The organism is Streptomyces sp. NPDC001714 (genome assembly GCF_042892755.1).
Lineage (GTDB): Bacteria > Actinomycetota > Actinomycetes > Streptomycetales > Streptomycetaceae > Streptomyces.
Genome location: NZ_JBIAUL010000019.1, coordinates 175,683 through 190,677, shown reverse-complemented (window position 1 = coordinate 190,677; position 14,995 = coordinate 175,683). Strand labels below are relative to the sequence as shown.

14 protein-coding genes and 5 tRNA genes are annotated in these 14,995 nt (G+C 69.9%); 7 read left to right on the top strand and 12 right to left on the bottom strand.

From position 1 onward, the window contains the following. Positions 1-200 precede the first annotated feature (200 nt). A complete protein-coding gene (leuD, locus tag ACFY0P_RS39630) occupies positions 201-794 on the bottom strand; it encodes a 3-isopropylmalate dehydratase small subunit (protein WP_388924878.1) in 594 nt (197 codons plus the stop codon). Positions 795-800: 6 nt separating this feature from the next. Further along, entirely contained in the window at positions 801-2,225 is a 1,425-nt protein-coding gene (leuC, locus tag ACFY0P_RS39625; RefSeq protein WP_388924875.1) for a 3-isopropylmalate dehydratase large subunit, read from the bottom strand. Between the two features lie 205 nt (positions 2,226-2,430). On the opposite strand from leuC, the gene ndgR reads away from it, so the two are divergent. Continuing rightward, positions 2,431-3,147, top strand: a complete 717-nt coding sequence (ndgR, locus tag ACFY0P_RS39620; RefSeq protein ID WP_003993203.1) for an IclR family transcriptional regulator NdgR — start codon at positions 2,431-2,433, stop codon at positions 3,145-3,147. Positions 3,148-3,278: 131 nt separating this feature from the next. On the opposite strand, the gene ACFY0P_RS39615 is transcribed toward ndgR, so the two are convergent. Further along, positions 3,279-3,791, bottom strand: a complete 513-nt coding sequence (locus ACFY0P_RS39615; RefSeq protein WP_388924872.1) for a DUF4188 domain-containing protein — start codon at positions 3,789-3,791, stop codon at positions 3,279-3,281. Between the two features lie 92 nt (positions 3,792-3,883). Here ACFY0P_RS39615 and ACFY0P_RS39610 point away from each other — a divergent pair, with 92 nt between their 5' ends. After that, positions 3,884-4,528, top strand: a complete 645-nt coding sequence (locus ACFY0P_RS39610; RefSeq protein ID WP_388924869.1) for a MerR family transcriptional regulator — start codon at positions 3,884-3,886, stop codon at positions 4,526-4,528. Between the two features lie 56 nt (positions 4,529-4,584). On the opposite strand, the gene ACFY0P_RS39605 is transcribed toward ACFY0P_RS39610, so the two are convergent. From ACFY0P_RS39605 to ACFY0P_RS39580, 6 genes are all read right to left on the bottom strand, one after another. Then, positions 4,585-4,657 (bottom strand) — tRNA-Glu (locus tag ACFY0P_RS39605). Positions 4,658-4,700: 43 nt separating this feature from the next. Next, positions 4,701-4,772 (bottom strand) — tRNA-Gln (locus tag ACFY0P_RS39600). A gap of 21 nt (positions 4,773-4,793) precedes the next feature. Then, positions 4,794-4,866: transfer RNA gene (locus ACFY0P_RS39595), tRNA-Glu, on the bottom strand. A gap of 28 nt (positions 4,867-4,894) precedes the next feature. After that, a tRNA-Glu gene (locus ACFY0P_RS39590) sits at positions 4,895-4,967 on the bottom strand. A 21-nt stretch (positions 4,968-4,988) separates the two neighbouring features. Continuing rightward, a tRNA-Gln gene (locus ACFY0P_RS39585) sits at positions 4,989-5,060 on the bottom strand. A gap of 91 nt (positions 5,061-5,151) precedes the next feature. Continuing rightward, positions 5,152-5,892, bottom strand: coding sequence for an HAD family hydrolase (locus ACFY0P_RS39580; protein ID WP_388924866.1), 741 nt, complete (start codon positions 5,890-5,892; stop codon positions 5,152-5,154). A gap of 25 nt (positions 5,893-5,917) precedes the next feature. On the opposite strand from ACFY0P_RS39580, the gene ACFY0P_RS39575 reads away from it, so the two are divergent. After that, positions 5,918-6,202: a type II toxin-antitoxin system RelE/ParE family toxin gene (locus ACFY0P_RS39575; protein WP_093498888.1), complete on the top strand. Its 285-nt coding sequence runs from the start codon at positions 5,918-5,920 to the stop codon at positions 6,200-6,202. A 63-nt stretch (positions 6,203-6,265) separates the two neighbouring features. On the opposite strand, the gene gltX is transcribed toward ACFY0P_RS39575, so the two are convergent. The 3 genes from gltX to ACFY0P_RS39560 form a co-directional block, all read right to left on the bottom strand. Next, positions 6,266-7,780 carry a glutamate--tRNA ligase gene (gene gltX, locus ACFY0P_RS39570; protein WP_388924864.1) on the bottom strand — a complete coding sequence of 505 codons (1,515 nt, stop codon included), beginning with the start codon at positions 7,778-7,780 and terminating at the stop codon, positions 6,266-6,268. Then, positions 7,773-8,558: a fumarylacetoacetate hydrolase family protein gene (locus ACFY0P_RS39565; RefSeq protein WP_388924861.1), complete on the bottom strand. Its 786-nt coding sequence runs from the start codon at positions 8,556-8,558 to the stop codon at positions 7,773-7,775. Before ACFY0P_RS39565 ends, gltX begins: the two co-directional genes overlap by 8 nt. Positions 8,559-8,682: 124 nt before the next feature. After that, positions 8,683-8,871 (bottom strand): hypothetical protein, encoded by a 189-nt coding sequence (locus ACFY0P_RS39560; RefSeq protein ID WP_351959709.1) that lies wholly within the window; start codon positions 8,869-8,871, stop codon positions 8,683-8,685. A 567-nt stretch (positions 8,872-9,438) separates the two neighbouring features. Here ACFY0P_RS39560 and ACFY0P_RS39555 point away from each other — a divergent pair. From ACFY0P_RS39555 to ACFY0P_RS39540, 4 genes are all read left to right on the top strand, one after another. After that, complete coding sequence (locus ACFY0P_RS39555) at positions 9,439-13,323, top strand: nitrate- and nitrite sensing domain-containing protein (protein ID WP_388924858.1); 3,885 nt, start codon at positions 9,439-9,441, stop codon at positions 13,321-13,323. A 9-nt stretch (positions 13,324-13,332) separates the two neighbouring features. Then, a complete protein-coding gene (locus tag ACFY0P_RS39550) occupies positions 13,333-13,746 on the top strand; it encodes a roadblock/LC7 domain-containing protein (RefSeq protein WP_030382516.1) in 414 nt (137 codons plus the stop codon). Positions 13,747-13,856: 110 nt separating this feature from the next. Beyond that, positions 13,857-14,255 (top strand): DUF742 domain-containing protein, encoded by a 399-nt coding sequence (locus ACFY0P_RS39545; RefSeq protein WP_019058642.1) that lies wholly within the window; start codon positions 13,857-13,859, stop codon positions 14,253-14,255. Then, positions 14,236-14,811: an ATP/GTP-binding protein gene (locus ACFY0P_RS39540; protein ID WP_046729249.1), complete on the top strand. Its 576-nt coding sequence runs from the start codon at positions 14,236-14,238 to the stop codon at positions 14,809-14,811. Before ACFY0P_RS39545 ends, ACFY0P_RS39540 begins: the two co-directional genes overlap by 20 nt. Positions 14,812-14,995 lie beyond the last annotated feature (184 nt).

The window sequence follows — 14,995 nt, the reverse complement described above, 5'->3', positions numbered from 1 at the left end:
CGCGGACACAGCACTCACGTACCCCGACAACATCCGCCCTAACGTGGGAAGTTGGCAAGACCTGCGACAACGCGAGCGCCCGTTCGGGTGCAGACATGCCTGTACCCCCAATCGTGGCGATCGGGGGTACAGGCGGAGTGTTGCGATGGCTGAAACCAGCCGTATTCAGATGTGACGATCCCGCCGAAGCGGGCTCCGGCTCAGACCTGGAGCGTCCGCGGCTTGTACGACGGCCGCTTGGCCTCGTAGGCGGCGATGTCCGCCTCGTTCCGGAGGGTGATGGAGATGTCGTCCAGGCCGTTCAGCAGCCGCCAGCGGGAGTTCTCGTCCAGCTCGAATGAGGCGGTGATGCCCTCGGCGCGCACCTCCCGGTTCTCCAGGTCGACGGTGATCTCGGCCTGCGGGTCGTTCTCGGAGAGCTCCTGCAGCGCCTCCACGATCTTCTGGTCCAGGACCACCGTGAGCAGGCCGTTCTTCAGCGAGTTGCCCCGGAAGATGTCGGCGAAGCGGGAGGAGATCACGGTCTTGAAGCCGTAGTTCTGCAGCGCCCAGACGGCGTGCTCACGGGAGGAGCCGGTGCCGAAGTCGGGGCCCGCGACCAGGACCGTGGCCCCCTGCCGCTCGGGGCGGTTCAGGATGAAGTTCTCGTCCTTGCGCCAGGCCTCGAACAGACCGTCCTCGAAACCGTCCCTGGTGACCTTCTTGAGCCAGTGAGCAGGGATGATCTGGTCGGTGTCGACGTTGGAGCGGCGCAGCGGGACGGCCCGGCCGGTGTGCGTGGTGAATGCTTCCATGGCTGATCAGACTCCAGCGGGCGTACGAGCGTCGGACAGGTCGGCCGGGGAGGCCAGGTGGCCCAGGACGGCGGTTGCGGCCGCGACCTGCGGCGACACCAGGTGGGTACGCCCGCCCTTGCCCTGCCGGCCCTCGAAGTTGCGGTTGGAGGTGGACGCGGAGCGCTCACCGGGGGCCAGCTGGTCGGGGTTCATGCCGAGGCACATCGAGCAGCCGGCGTGCCGCCATTCGGCGCCGGCGTCCTTGAAGACCACGTCCAGGCCCTCGGAGACGGCCTGCAGACCGACCCGTGCGGAGCCGGGGACGACCAGCATCCGTACGCCGTCGGCGACTTTGCGGTCCTTGAGGATCTCGGCGGCGGCGCGCAGGTCCTCGATGCGGCCGTTGGTGCAGGAGCCTACGAAGACGGTGTCCACGTTGATCGAGCGCAGCGGCTGGCCGGCCTCCAACCCCATGTACTCCAGGGCCTTTTCGGCGGCGAGGCGCTCCGAAGCGTCTTCGTACGAAGCCGGGTCGGGGACCTCCGCCGAAAGCGGCGCGCCCTGCCCCGGGTTGGTGCCCCAGGTGACGAACGGCGAGAGGGCGGCGGCGTCGATGTGCACCTCGGCGTCGAATTCCGCGTCCGCGTCCGTCTTCAGGGTCTTCCAGTACGCGACCGCCGCGTCCCACTCCTCGCCCTCGGGGGCGTGCGCACGGCCCTTGAGGTAGGCGAAGGTGGTCTCGTCGGGGGCGATCATGCCCGCGCGGGCGCCGGCCTCGATCGACATGTTGCAGATGGTCATGCGGGCCTCCATCGAGAGCTTCTCGATGGCGGAGCCGCGGTACTCCAGGATGTAGCCCTGGCCCCCGCCGGTACCGATCTTGGCGATGATCGCCAGGATCAGGTCCTTGGCGGTGACGCCCTCGGGCAGCTCGCCGTCGACCGTGATGGCCATGGTCTTGGGGCGGGCCAGCGGCAGCGTCTGCGTCGCCAGCACGTGCTCCACCTGGGAGGTGCCGATGCCGAACGCCAGCGCGCCGAAGGCGCCGTGCGTGGAGGTGTGGGAGTCGCCGCAGACGACGGTCGTGCCGGGCTGGGTCAGGCCCAGCTGGGGGCCGACGACGTGCACGACGCCCTGCTCGACGTCGCCCAGCGGGTGCAGGCGCACCCCGAACTCGGCGCAGTTCTTGCGCAGCGTCTCCAGCTGGGCGCGGGAGACGGGGTCCGCGATGGGCTTGTCGATGTCGAGGGTCGGGGTGTTGTGGTCCTCGGTCGCGATGGTGAGGTCGAGGCGGCGCACCTGGCGGCCGTTCTGGCGCAGCCCGTCGAAGGCCTGCGGGCTGGTCACCTCGTGCAGCAGGTGCAGATCGATGAAGAGGAGGTCGGGCTCGCCCTCGGCGCGCCGGACGACGTGGTCGTCCCAGACCTTCTCCGCGAGTGTCCTACCCATCGCTTTCCCTCCGGCCGGCAGACGTGCACCGGCCCAACTAGAGATCTTGAGGAAGCGGCTGCCCGTGTTCCGGGCCCCTGAAGTCGTGGTTCCGGGCGTCCGCCGCCGGGCCCGTTGGTCTGCGGGCCGCTGTGTGATTCCAGGGTGGCGCGTTCCACGGAAAATTGAACTTGCGTTTCACAGAGTGAGACGTGAGTATCGTTGCATGGACAACAGTAGCGGCGTCGGCGTTCTGGACAAGGCGGCCCTTGTCCTGAGCGCCCTGGAGTCCGGTCCGGCCACCCTCGCGGGTCTGGTCGGGGCCACCGGACTGGCACGACCCACGGCCCACCGGCTGGCCGTGGCCCTGGAACACCACCGCATGGTGGCACGCGACATGCAGGGCCGTTTCATTCTCGGCCCGCGACTCGCGGAACTGGCCGCGGCGGCCGGCGAGGACCGCCTGCTCGCGACGGCCGGCCCGGTGCTGACGCACCTCCGTGACATCACCGGAGAGAGCGCTCAGCTCTATCGCCGCCAGGGCGACATGCGCATCTGCGTCGCCGCGGCGGAACGCCTGTCCGGGCTTCGGGACACGGTCCCGGTCGGCTCCACGCTGACGATGAAGGCCGGTTCCTCGGCGCAGATCCTCATGGCCTGGGAGGAGCCGGAGCGGCTGCACCGTGGCCTCCAGGGGGCCCGCTTCACGGCGACGGCGCTGTCGGGCGTCCGCCGCCGCGGCTGGGCCCAGTCCATCGGCGAGCGCGAGCCGGGTGTGGCGTCGGTGTCGGCGCCGGTGCGGGGCCCTTCCAACCGCGTGGTGGCGGCCGTCTCCGTCTCCGGCCCCATCGAGCGCCTGACCCGCCACCCCGGACGCATGCACGCCCAGGCCGTGATCGACGCGGCCGGCCGCCTCTCCGAGGCACTTCGCCGCACGGGCTGAGGCCGACAGGGATGTTCCTGTCGGAGAGGGCCGGCCTCAACGCCGCGGCAGGCCCTTTCCACGGAGAGCAGAACCTCTCGGGTACGGGGACATGTCCCGCCCAGGGGCGCCGGGGGTACCCCCAGCGCGCCTTACGGGGCGCTGTTGCCGGCGCTTCTATGAGCGAGCCGGTCCTTCCCGTAGCGCCCCCGGCGTTCCAGCGGCAGCACCCCGCTCGCCGCGCCCAGGCCGAACTCCGGCATGTCGAAGTAGATCGACTCGTACCCGCCCTCGGGCGCCACGTACGTCTCGTGCCACAGGCCCACGTGGCCGCGGACCTTCCCCGCGCGCTCCTTGCGGTTCACGATGCTCCACATCCCGTGGTGGAGCATCTCCGGCGAACTCGCGTACGCGTACAGCTTCTCCTTCGACTCCCAGTACTGGACGACGTAGTACGTCCGCGGCGACGCCGTCAGCAGGATGCGGCCGAGCAGCCCCCGGCCGGGGTCCCGGGCGAGCTCCTTCAGCATGCGGAACATCGACAGCATGACCGGGAGCCACTGGTGGACCGCCCAGAAGTGGTTGATGCGCATGCCGATGAGCAGGACCACCGCGTCGCCCTCGCGGGCAGCGGTCGTACGGCCCGGAATCGGTTTGGTGAACATGAGTAACGGCACCCCCGGAGACCTGTCGGATAGCGGCACTATCCTTCTGCCGATGCTTGGATAGTGGCACTTACCAAGGAGGCACGCAAGACATGCGGCTTGCCCGGTTGAGCGAGCGCAGCGGGGTGTCCGCCGCGACGATCAAGTACTACCTGCGCGAGGGGCTGTTGCCGCCCGGCCGCCAGGTCAACGCCACCACCGCGGAGTACGACGAGGAGCACCTGCGGCGGCTGCGGCTGGTGCGGGCGATGATCCAGGTAGGGCGGATCCCCGTGGCGACGGTCCGCGAGGTGCTCGGGCACGTCGACGACGACTCGCTGGGCCGCACGATCCGGGTGGGCGCCGCCCTGTGGGCGCTGCCGCAGGTGCCGGAGCCGGACGAGGACGACGAGTACGTACGGGCCGCGCACCGGGAGGCCGACGCCCTGCTGGACACGCTCGGCTGGGAGAACGCCAGGCAGCTGACGACCATCTCCCCCGCGTACCGCCGGCTGGTGGTCGCACTGGCCGCCTTCCGCCGGCTCGGCTACGACTGGGACGCCGAACTCCTCGTACCGCGCGCGAAGTTGATGTACCAGGCGGCCGTCGCCGACCTGGACTTCCTGGAGACGCATCCGTCGGAGGAGGAGAAGGCGGAGGCCGCGGTGGCCAGCGCCGTGCTGGTGGAGCCGATGCTGCAGGCCCTGCACCGGCTGGCCCAGGAGGAGGAGTCGGCCCGGCGCTACGGCTTCGAGTAGGGCGCCGCACGCACAGGCAGAAGGCCCCCCGCCGAAGCGGAGGGCCTTCTTTCACGTACCCCCGACCGGATTCGAACCGGCGCTACCGCCTTGAGAGGGCGGCGTGCTAGGCCGCTACACAACGGGGGCGTGGATCTTACAAGCGTTTAATGTACAACGCCGCAGATCCCAGCTGGTCTACCTGGACTCGAACCAAGACTAACTGAACCAGAATCAGTCGTGCTGCCAATTACACCATAGACCAATGATGGTTTAGACCAGTTCGTACCCCCGACCGGATTCGAACCGGCGCTACCGCCTTGAGAGGGCGGCGTGCTAGGCCGCTACACAACGGGGGCCCTAGCGATCATCCGTGGAAGATCTCCGTACCCCCGACCGGATTCGAACCGGCGCTACTGCCTTGAGAGGGCAGCGTGCTAGGCCGCTACACAACGGGGGCTTTGCAGATGAGCTCTGCGAGCTGGCCTACCTGGACTCGAACCAAGACTAACTGAACCAGAATCAGTCGTGCTGCCAATTACACCATAGGCCACTGGAACGCAAGCCCCTGAGGGGATCTTGTTCTAGTTTCGCGCCTCCGGTTCCGGCCTTTCGGCCCGCTCCCCGGCGGCGCAGGAAGAACATTACCTGAAGGTGGACGGGGCTCCAAAACGGGTATCGGCGCGGAGGAGCGCGGGCAGTTCGGCGAGGGAGGCGATCCGGTGCGGGCCGAGGGGTGCGTCGGTCCTGGTGGCCGGGCCCGCGGAGAGTCCGTAGCGGTCGATCCACACCGACAGCAGTCCGGCGTCGGCGGCGCCGCGCCCGTCGATCTCCGGGTGGTCTCCGACGTACGCGACCTCGTGCGGCGCGAGTTCCAGCGCCTCGCAGGCCGCCAGGAAGGCGCCGGCCGCCGGCTTGGAGACGCCCAGTTCGGCGGCGCAGAGGACGGCCTCGAACCGGTGGTGGACGCCGAGCGTGCGCAGCTTGCGGTCCTGGACGTGCAGGCTGGAGTTGGAGAGCACGGCGTGCCGGTAGCCGGCCGCGAGGGCGTCCAGGGCGGGCAGGACGTCCGGGAAGAGGGCCCAGACGGCCTCGTAGTGCGTCAGGTACCGGCGGAACCAGTCGTCGGCCTCGGCGTCGGTCAGCTCCGTCTCCAGGAACACCCGCACCCGGTCGCGGCGCTGGTCCTCGAAGGAGAGCTCGCCCGCCGAGAACCGCGCCCACTGCTGGTCGGTGATCTCCCGCCACCGCACCAGCGCCGCCTCCGCGCTCGCCCAGCCGGCCAGCAGCCCCTCCGCCGCAAGATGCGCCCGCATGCCCTCGCGGTCGGCACTCGTGTAGTCGAAGAGGGTGTCGTCGACGTCCCACACCACGGCTCTGATCACCCTCACAGACTGGCACACTGGGGACATGAGCGAGTACCGAGTCCAGTTCACCGTCGAGGCCCGTGCGGCCTACGACGGTCTGCCCGGCGAGCGTCGAGCCCAGCTGGACAAGGCCGTGCGGATACTGGCGCGTGATCCCTTCCGCAAGGCTGCGACAGCGCAACTCGGCCCCGACGAACACCTCAGGAAGGCGTACGTGGCCCCCGGCGTGATGCTGGAATACATGGTCGCGGGCGCGATCATGGTCGTCGTCGTCCTGGAGATCTTCGACGAGTTCACCTACCTGGTCGACGAGGCCGACGCGGTCTGACGCGAACGGCTGAGGGGCGGTACCCGGAGTCACTGGGTGCCGCCCCTCACACGTGCCTGAGTGTTACGCCGCCAGCTTCGCAAGCGCCGCGTCGATCCGGGCCAGCGTCTTCTCCTTGCCCAGGATCTCCAGGGACTCGAAGAGCGGCAGGCCGACCGTGCGGCCGGTGACGGCCACCCGGACCGGGGCCTGGGCCTTGCCGAGCTTGAGACCGTGGGCCTCGCCGGCGGCCAGGACGGCCTCCTTCAGGGACTCGGGAGAGGTCCAGTCGGCCGACTCGAGCTTCTCGCGGGCCGTGGCCAGGAGGGCGTCGCTGCCCTCCTTCATCGCCTTGGTCCAGGACGCCTCGTCCTCGACCGGCTCGGGAAGGAACAGGAAGTCGACGTTCTCGGTGATCTCCGAGAGGACCTTCAGGCGGGTCTGGGCGTGCGGGGCGATCGCCTCCCACTTCGCCTCGTCGAAGTCCTCCGGGGCCCAGGGGGCGAAGGGAGCCTTCAGCCAGGGGGCGCAGCGCTCGGTGAAGTCCTTCACGTCCAGCAGCCGGATGTGGTCGGCGTTGATCGCCTCGCACTTCTTCAGGTCGAAGCGGGCCGGGTTGGGGTTCACGTCGGAGATGTCGAAGGCCGCGACCATCTCGTCGATCGAGAAGATGTCCTGGTCCGCGGAGAGCGACCAGCCCAGCAGGGAGAGGTAGTTGAGCAGGCCCTCGGGCAGGAAGCCGCGCTCCCGGTAGAGGTTCAGGGAGGACTGCGGGTCGCGCTTGGAGAGCTTCTTGTTGCCCTCGCCCATGACGTACGGGAGGTGGCCGAAGGCCGGGGTCTGCTTGGCGATGCCCAGCTCGGTCAGCGCCTTGTAGAGGGCGATCTGGCGCGGGGTGGAGGAGAGCAGGTCCTCGCCGCGCAGGACGTGGGTGATCTCCATGAGGGCGTCGTCGACCGGGTTGACCAGCGTGTACAGCGGGGCGCCGTTGGCGCGGACGATGCCGTAGTCCGGGACGTTCTCCGGGGTGAAGGTCAGCTCGCCGCGGACCAGGTCCGTGAAGGTGATCGTCTCGTCGGGCATCCGGAAGCGGACGATCGGGGTGCGGCCCTGGGCGCGGTACTCCTCGACCTGCTCGGCGGTGAGGTCGCGGCAGTGGCCGTCGTAGCCGGACGGCTTGCCGGCGGCGCGGGCGGCCTCGCGGCGGCTGTCCAGCTCCTCCTGGGAGCAGTAGCAGTGGTAGGCGTGGCCGGCCTCGAGGAGCTTCCGCGCGACGTCGGCGTAGATGTCCATGCGCTGCGACTGGCGGTAGGGCGCGTGCGGGCCGCCGATCTCGGGGCCCTCGTCCCAGTCGAAGCCCAGCCAGCGCATCGCGTCGAGCAGCTGCTGGTACGACTCCTCGGAGTCGCGGGCCGCGTCGGTGTCCTCGATGCGGAAGACCAGGGTGCCCTTGTGGTGCCGGGCGAACGCCCAGTTGAACAGGGCGGTGCGGACCAGGCCCACATGGGGGTTACCGGTGGGCGAGGGGCAGAAACGTACGCGTGGGGGTACCCCCAGCGCGAGCGAAGTCGAGGGCCTGGGGGAGGGTGCGCTAGCCACGCTTGACAACCTTGTTGGTGAGAGTGCCGATGCCTTCGATGGTGACGGCGACCTCGTCGCCGACGCTGAGGGGGCCGACCCCTGCCGGGGTGCCGGTGAGGATGACGTCGCCGGGGAGCAGCGTCATGGCCTCGGTGATGTGGACGATCAGGTCCGCGATGGAGTGGATCATCTCGCTCGTACGGCCGAGCTGGCGCTGTTCGCCGTTGACCGTGAGCTGGATCGTCAGGTCGGACGCGGTGGCGAGGTCCAGGCCCGTCTCGACCCAGGGGCCGAGCGGGCAGGAGGTGTCGAAGCCCTTGGCTCGCGCCCACTGCTTCTCGCGCTTCTGGACGTCGCGGGCGGTGACGTCGTTGGCGCAGGTGTAGCCGAGGATGACGTCCGCGGCGCGCTCGCGCGGGACCTCGCGGCACATGCGGCCGATGACCACGGCCAGTTCGGCCTCGTGGTGGAGGTCCTGGGAGAAGGACGGGTACTGGATGTCGTCGCCGGAGCCGATCACCGAGGTGGACGGCTTGAAGAAGGCGAAGGGGGCGTCCGGGACCTCGTTGCCCAGCTCCTTCGCGTGCTCCGCGTAGTTGCGGCCGTAGGCGACGACCTTGTTGGGGAGCACCGGCGGGAGCAGGCGGACCTTGCTCAGCGGGACCTTCGTACCGGAGAGCTCGAAGTCCGCGAACGGAATGCCCTTGATGATGTCGAGGACGAGTTCGTCCTGCTTGTCGCCCTCGACGGCGCCGAAGGCGACGTTCCCGTCGATGGAGAACCTGGCGATGCGCACGGGATCCTGGCGCCCCTCACTGAGCCGGCTGGAGTCTGACGCTCCAGGCTAACGCGGTAAGGGGTGGCCGCCGCAGAATAACCCGGTCACCGAGTGGGTGAGTGATCGGCGGCCGGGTCCCGTACTACTCCGCGACCGAGATCCCGGCCGGGATCTCCATGAGGATCGTGCGCCGGGGGTTGGCGGTCTGGGAGGGGAGATCGAGGGAGTGCTCGGGCAGCTCGGGGGTCTGAAGTTCCTCGGCGTCCTTGAGGTGGGCGAGGGTGGTGCGCCGGGGGTTGGCTATGTTGCGGAACATCATCGTCGTCTTCACGGTTGCAGTGGACCCTGTCATGTGTGGGTTGGCAGAGACTTCCCTCTTGTAAAGCGCCAGGCTAAACATCGAATTCCCGGCCGAAGTCGCGAAGAAGCCCGGATCTACGTGTGAGTTTGCTCACGACCTCGAGGGCAAAGCGGTCATATCCGACTGACAACTCACCACAACGAAACGGACATTGGCGAACTGAACCTGTCATTCCGCTCCTGATCATGGCGACTGGGACACGGGCTGCGCACCGGCAACTGACAGGGATACGCCCTTTATGTACGCGATCGGCTTCCACATCTCGTAACGTGTCACTCACACGCTGTCACGGAGGTCACAGCTCGGTCCACGGCCCTTGTTGGAGATCCGGCACTGTGCTGGAATTCCACGGACCGCCGCAGGAACGAGCCGGCGCGCAGGGGGCGCAACGCAGCGCCGAGTGGCGGCGAGACAGGGGGAGCCAGCGCCGGTCACACTCCGACCAACAGGGTGCGTATTCAGGGCGCTCCCCGTTCAACGCCGACACCGTGTCCTTCCGTTCCCGGAAGGGCGCCTGGTCCAGAGGTTGCGACGCTAGTGCAGGGACGTTTCAAGAGGGATGGCAGCGCTTCGGCGGAGCCGGAGGCGCACGGCGGGACCGACCGCGGTTCCTCGCCCCAGCACGCCCAGAACCCGGGCCAGACCCCGGCCGGCGGTGACGGCGGTGAGCGCTCCGGGCGCCCCGCCGTGTCGGCGTCTTCGGGCTCGGGTCCCCAGCCGACCGCTACTCCGACTCCGACGGTCAAGCCCGCGAAGGGTCCGTCCAACCCCGGCTCGCGCATAGCCCTGCGCAACTGGCGCATCTCCACGCGTCTGGTGTCGCTGCTCGCGCTCCCCGTGGTGGCGGCGACGACGCTGGGCGCGGTGCGCATCAACCAGTCGCTCGACAGCATCCAGCAGCTCGACAACATGCAGCTGCTGACGGACATGACCACGCAGGCGACCGAGCTGGCCACCGCGCTCCAGGCCGAGCGCGACAAGACGGCCGGTCCGCTGGCGCACGGTGGCTCGCCCACGAGCTCCGCGGTCAAGGGCCTCGAGGACGACACCGACCGCGCCCGCGAGAACTTCCTCAACGCCTCCGAGGAAATCGACACCGCCAGCAAGAACGGTCAGCTCCAGGGCGTCCGCGACAGCCTCGTCGGTCTGGCCGGCCAGCTGGACGACCTGGCGAAGATCCGCAAGGACGCCTATCAGCAGAAGGAGAACTCGACCCAGACGGTCGAGGCCTACCACCGGCTGATCACCCAGCTGATCGACCTCTCCCAGGACATGGCGCAGGCCTCCAGCAACCCGGAGATGATCCAGCGCACCCGCGCCCTGGCGGCGTTCTCCACCGCCAAGGAGTACGCGTCCGTGCAGCGCGCCGTCATCGCCGCGGCCCTGCCCGCCAACGGCACCAGCGCCGGCGACCTCTCCGAGAACGACCGCCTGTACGGCGAGTCCGCCCAGGAGAGCGAGACCTCCGAGCTGACGATCTTCCGGAAGATCTACGCCGGCAACGCGGCCGACCTGCTCAGCCCGATCGACGGGAACAACCCGACGATCGAGGCCGCCGACACCTACGCCAAGCGTGCGCTCGGCGCCCAGAACGGTCTGAACGAGCTCAGCAAGCGCTCCTACCTCGACTGGGTCGACGACAGCTCGACCAAGATCGAGCAGATGCAGAAGATCGAGCACACGCTGCTCGAGGACATGGAGCAGAAGGCGCGCGAGCTGCGCAACTCCTCCGAGCAGTCGGCGATCATCTCCGGTGCACTGATCCTGCTCGTCCTCGGTGTCTCGCTGGTCGGCGCCTTCATCGTGGCCCGCTCCATGATCCGCTCGCTGCGCCGCCTCCAGGAGACCGCCACCAAGGTCGCCCAGGACCGCCTGCCCGAGCTGGTCAAGCAGCTCTCCGAGTCCGACCCGCAGGACGTCGACACGTCCGTGGAGTCGGTCGGTGTGCACTCCCGGGACGAGATCGGCCAGGTGGCCGCGGCCTTCGACGACGTGCACCGCGAGGCGGTCCGCCTCGCCGCCGAGCAGGCCCTCCTGCGGGGCAACGTCAACGCGATGTTCACCAACCTCTCGCGCCGCTCCCAGGGCCTCATCCAGCGTCAGCTCTCGCTCATCTCCGAACTGGAGTCCCGCGAGGCCGACCCGGACCAGCTGTCCTCCCTCTTCAAGCTCGACCACCTCGCGACGCGTATGCGCCGTAACGGTGAGAACCTCCTCGTCCTCGCCGGTGAAGAGCCCGGCCGCCGCTGGACCCGCCCGGTCCCGCTGGTCGACGTGCTCCGCGCCGCCGCGTCCGAGGTGGAGCAGTACGAGCGCATCGAGCTGGCCGCCGTGCCGACCACCGAAGTGGCCGGCCGCGTGGTCAACGACCTCGTGCACCTGCTCGCCGAGCTCCTCGAGAACGCCACCTCGTTCTCCTCCCCGCAGACCAAGGTCAAGGTCACCGGTCACGCGCTGCCCGACGGCCGGGTGCTGATCGAGATCCACGACACCGGTATCGGCCTCTCCCCCGAGGACCTCGCGGCGATCAACGAGCGGCTCGCCTCGCCGCCCACCGTGGACGTCTCGGTCTCCCGCCGCATGGGTCTGTTCGTGGTCGGTCGTCTGTCGCAGCGGCACGGCATCCGCATCCAGCTGCGCCCGTCCGACTCCGGTGGCACGACCGCGCTGGTCATGCTCCCGGTCGACGTCGCCCAGGGCGGCAAGAAGCCCGCTCCCGGCAAGCCCGGTGCCCCGGCTCAGTCCGGCGGTCCGGCCGCCGCGCAGGCCGCGGCCGGTGCGGCCGCCGCCCGTCGCGGCAACGGCCAGGGCGGTGCCGGCGGCTCGCTCGGCGCGGGTGCCCCCGCTCCGGCGCTCGGCGGCGGTGCCGCCGCGGCCGGTGGCCGCGGTGGTGCCCTCGGTTCCGGCGCTCCCTCCGGTGGCGGGCTGCTCGGTGCCGGTGCGGGTCCGCGCGGCCAGGTCGGCACCGGCCAGGGTCCCCGGGCCGCGCTGCCCGGCGCGGGTCCCAACGGCGGCCGTCCCGGTACGCAGGGTGGCGGACGCGGCTCGCAGGGCCGACCGAACACGGGTGCCGGCGGCTTCGGCAACCAGGACGCGTTCGGCACCCCGCAGGACTTCGGCGGCCAGGACGCCTTCGGCAACCGCGGCCCGGTCCCTCCGCAGCGCTCCGCGAACTCCTCCGACCAGGGCCGTCAGCCCCAGCTGCCGCCGCGCGGCGGGCCGCGGGCCGAACTCCCCGGTGCCAACCCGCCGGCGGGCCGGCCCAGCTGGAGCGACGACAACGCCCAGCCGCCGCTCTCCCGTGCCTCGCTGGACACCCCGCGCGGCCACGACGAGCAGGACCCGAGCCACACCGCGCCGATGCCCCGCATCGACGACCGGCAGGATCTCGGCGCCACCTCGCAGATGCCGGCGATCCCGCAGGCCCCGTCGACCGGCGAGTTCCCGCGCCCGGACTTCAACGCCCCGAACGGCTCGCAGAACACGGGCTCGTTCCCGCGGCCCGGCACCACCCGCCCGCAGGACACCGGTTCGTTCCCGCGGCCGAACGTGAACGGCCAGCACGACACCGGCTCGTTCCCGCGGCCGAACGTGAACGGCCAGCAGGACTCCGGCCAGTTCGTGCGCTCCGACGTCTTCGGCACGCCGACCGGGCCGCAGAACGGCAACGGCTCCCAGAACACCGGGCAGTTCGCCGCTCCGCAGGCCTACGACAACGGCTCCGCCGGCCAGTTCGCCACGCCGTCCTACGACGGCAGCTCCACCGGGCAGCACTCCCTTCCCGGCCGGCAGAACGGCTACGCGGGCAACGGCCAGAACGGCAACGGCCAGTACGGCACGGGCCAGTTCGAGCGTCCGGGGACCAACGGCCGCGGCCTCGACTACGGTGCGCCGCAGCGCCCGCCGGTCCGCCAGGAGCCGGAGGCGCTGCCGCCGGCCACCGGCCCCGGCGACGGTCGTACCCCGCTGTACGACACGCTGGAGACCAACTGGTTCCACGGCGGCCAGCAGGAGCAGCAGCGCCCCCAGAGCAACGGCAACGGCTCGGCACCGGTTCCGCCGGTCCCGCCGGTGCCCGCCCAGCCGCCGGCCCCCGTCGCCGCGGCCCCCCAGCGTCCCGCCCAGGCAGCCTGGCGCACCTCCCCGAACGACGACCTCGTCCGGCAGGCGGAGCGCGTACGGCAGCCGGCGGCGGGCGGTGTCACCACCTCCGGTCTGCCGCGCCGGGTCCCGCGGGCGAACCTCGTCCCGGGCACGGCACAGCAGCAACAGCACCAAGCGGGTCCGCAGGTCTCGCGTTCGCCTGATGACGTTCGCGGCCGGCTGACCAATCTCCGTCGGGGTATCGCACAGGGTCGACAGGCCGGCACCGGCCCGCAGACCGGCACTTTCCCGAGCCCCACTCACCAGCAGGAGCGTTAGTTGAGTCCGATGAGCCAGGCGGCACAGAACCTGAACTGGTTGATCACCAACTTCGTGGACAACACCCCAGGTGTGTCCCACACCGTCGTCGTGTCCGCCGACGGTCTCCTTCTGGCGATGTCCGAAGGCTTCCCACGCGACCGTGCCGACCAGCTGGCGGCCGTCGCGTCCGGGCTCACCTCGCTGACGGCCGGGGCCTCCCGGATCTTCGAGGGCGGCAACGTGGCGCAGACGGTCGTCGAGATGGAACGCGGCTTTCTCTTCCTGATGTCCATCTCCGACGGCTCGTCCCTCGCGGTCCTTGCCCACCCGGAGTGCGACATCGGTCTCGTCGGCTACGAGATGGCGCTCCTGGTCGACCGCGCGGGCGCCGTGCTCACGCCCGACCTGCGGGCCGAACTGCAAGGCAGTCTGCTCCACTGACAGCCCGGATCCAACCCGCCTCACCAAATCACCGTCCGGCCGCCACAATCCCCCCACCGGCCACGTCCGACGGCTAGCCCGACCGACTTGCTGTCCCGCCCGGAGGAACGATGACCCCGCCCACCGCCTCTCATGATCCGTACGCGGAGCCGTACGGGGACGAGGGCGACCAGCCGCTGGTACGTCCTTACGCGATGACCGGCGGCCGGACCCGGCCGCGCTACCAGCTCGCCATCGAGGCGCTGATCAGCACGACGGCCGACCCGGCAGCGCTCATGGGGCTGCTCCCGGAGCACCAGCGCATCTGCCACCTGTGCCGTGAGGTGAAGTCGGTGGCCGAGGTGTCGGCGCTGCTCGCCATGCCGCTCGGCGTGGCCCGGATCCTGGTGGCCGACCTCGCCGAGGCCGGCCTGGTCGCCATCCACCAGCCGGGCGGCGACGAGAACAACGGCGGCGCTCCTGACGTGACGCTGCTCGAAAGGGTGCTCAGTGGACTTCGCAAGCTCTGACGGAGGGCGGGCCACCACCTCCGCGAAGATCGTGGTGGCGGGCGGCTTCGGCGTCGGCAAGACCACGTTCGTGGGAGCGGTCTCCGAGATCAACCCGCTGCGCACGGAGGCCGTGATGACGTCCGCCTCGGCGGGCATCGACGACCTGACCCACACCGGGGACAAGACCACCACCACGGTGGCCATGGACTTCGGCCGCATCACGCTCGACCAGGACCTGATCCTGTACCTGTTCGGCACGCCCGGTCAGGACCGTTTCTGGTTCATGTGGGACGACCTGGTACGCGGTGCGATCGGCGCGGTGGTGCTCGTGGACACCCGGCGTCTGGCCGACTGCTTCCCGGCCGTGGACTACTTCGAGAACAGCGGTCTGCCGTTCGTCATAGCCCTCAACGGCTTCGACGGACACCAGCCCTACACACCCGAAGAGGTGCGCGAGGCACTGCAGATCGGACCGGACGCGCCGATCATCACGACCGACGCCCGGCACCGCGCCGATGCGAAGAGCGCGCTGATCACGCTGGTGGAGCACGCCCTCATGGCGCGCCTGCGGTAGCCACGGCGCCGTAGCCAAGTCCGTCGTCGTGTACGGCAGTTGTCGTAAGGAAACCGGAGCCGACTGTGGCCTTTGACACGGTCGGCTCCGGTGTTCATAACGTTTCGGCAGAGGAATCCAGTGGTATCGCCACGCGTCGCGGTCGCGCGGTGCCGCTGCGCTCACAATGGCCCCGCCTTTTGGC

Excerpts from the sequence above, each read along its gene's own strand:
- ACFY0P_RS39575 (WP_093498888.1), top strand. The coding sequence starts at position 5,918 with ATGAGCGAGTACCGAGTCCAGTTCACCGTCGAGGCCCGTGCGGCCTAC.
- leuC (WP_388924875.1), bottom strand. The coding sequence starts at position 2,225 with ATGGGTAGGACACTCGCGGAGAAGGTCTGGGACGACCACGTCGTCCGG.
- ACFY0P_RS39545 (WP_019058642.1), top strand. The coding sequence starts at position 13,857 with ATGACCCCGCCCACCGCCTCTCATGATCCGTACGCGGAGCCGTACGGG.
- ACFY0P_RS39615 (WP_388924872.1), bottom strand. The coding sequence starts at position 3,791 with ATGTTCACCAAACCGATTCCGGGCCGTACGACCGCTGCCCGCGAGGGC.
- ndgR (WP_003993203.1), top strand. The coding sequence starts at position 2,431 with ATGGACAACAGTAGCGGCGTCGGCGTTCTGGACAAGGCGGCCCTTGTC.
- leuD (WP_388924878.1), bottom strand. The coding sequence starts at position 794 with ATGGAAGCATTCACCACGCACACCGGCCGGGCCGTCCCGCTGCGCCGC.
- ACFY0P_RS39610 (WP_388924869.1), top strand. The coding sequence starts at position 3,884 with ATGCGGCTTGCCCGGTTGAGCGAGCGCAGCGGGGTGTCCGCCGCGACG.
- ACFY0P_RS39550 (WP_030382516.1), top strand. The coding sequence starts at position 13,333 with ATGAGCCAGGCGGCACAGAACCTGAACTGGTTGATCACCAACTTCGTG.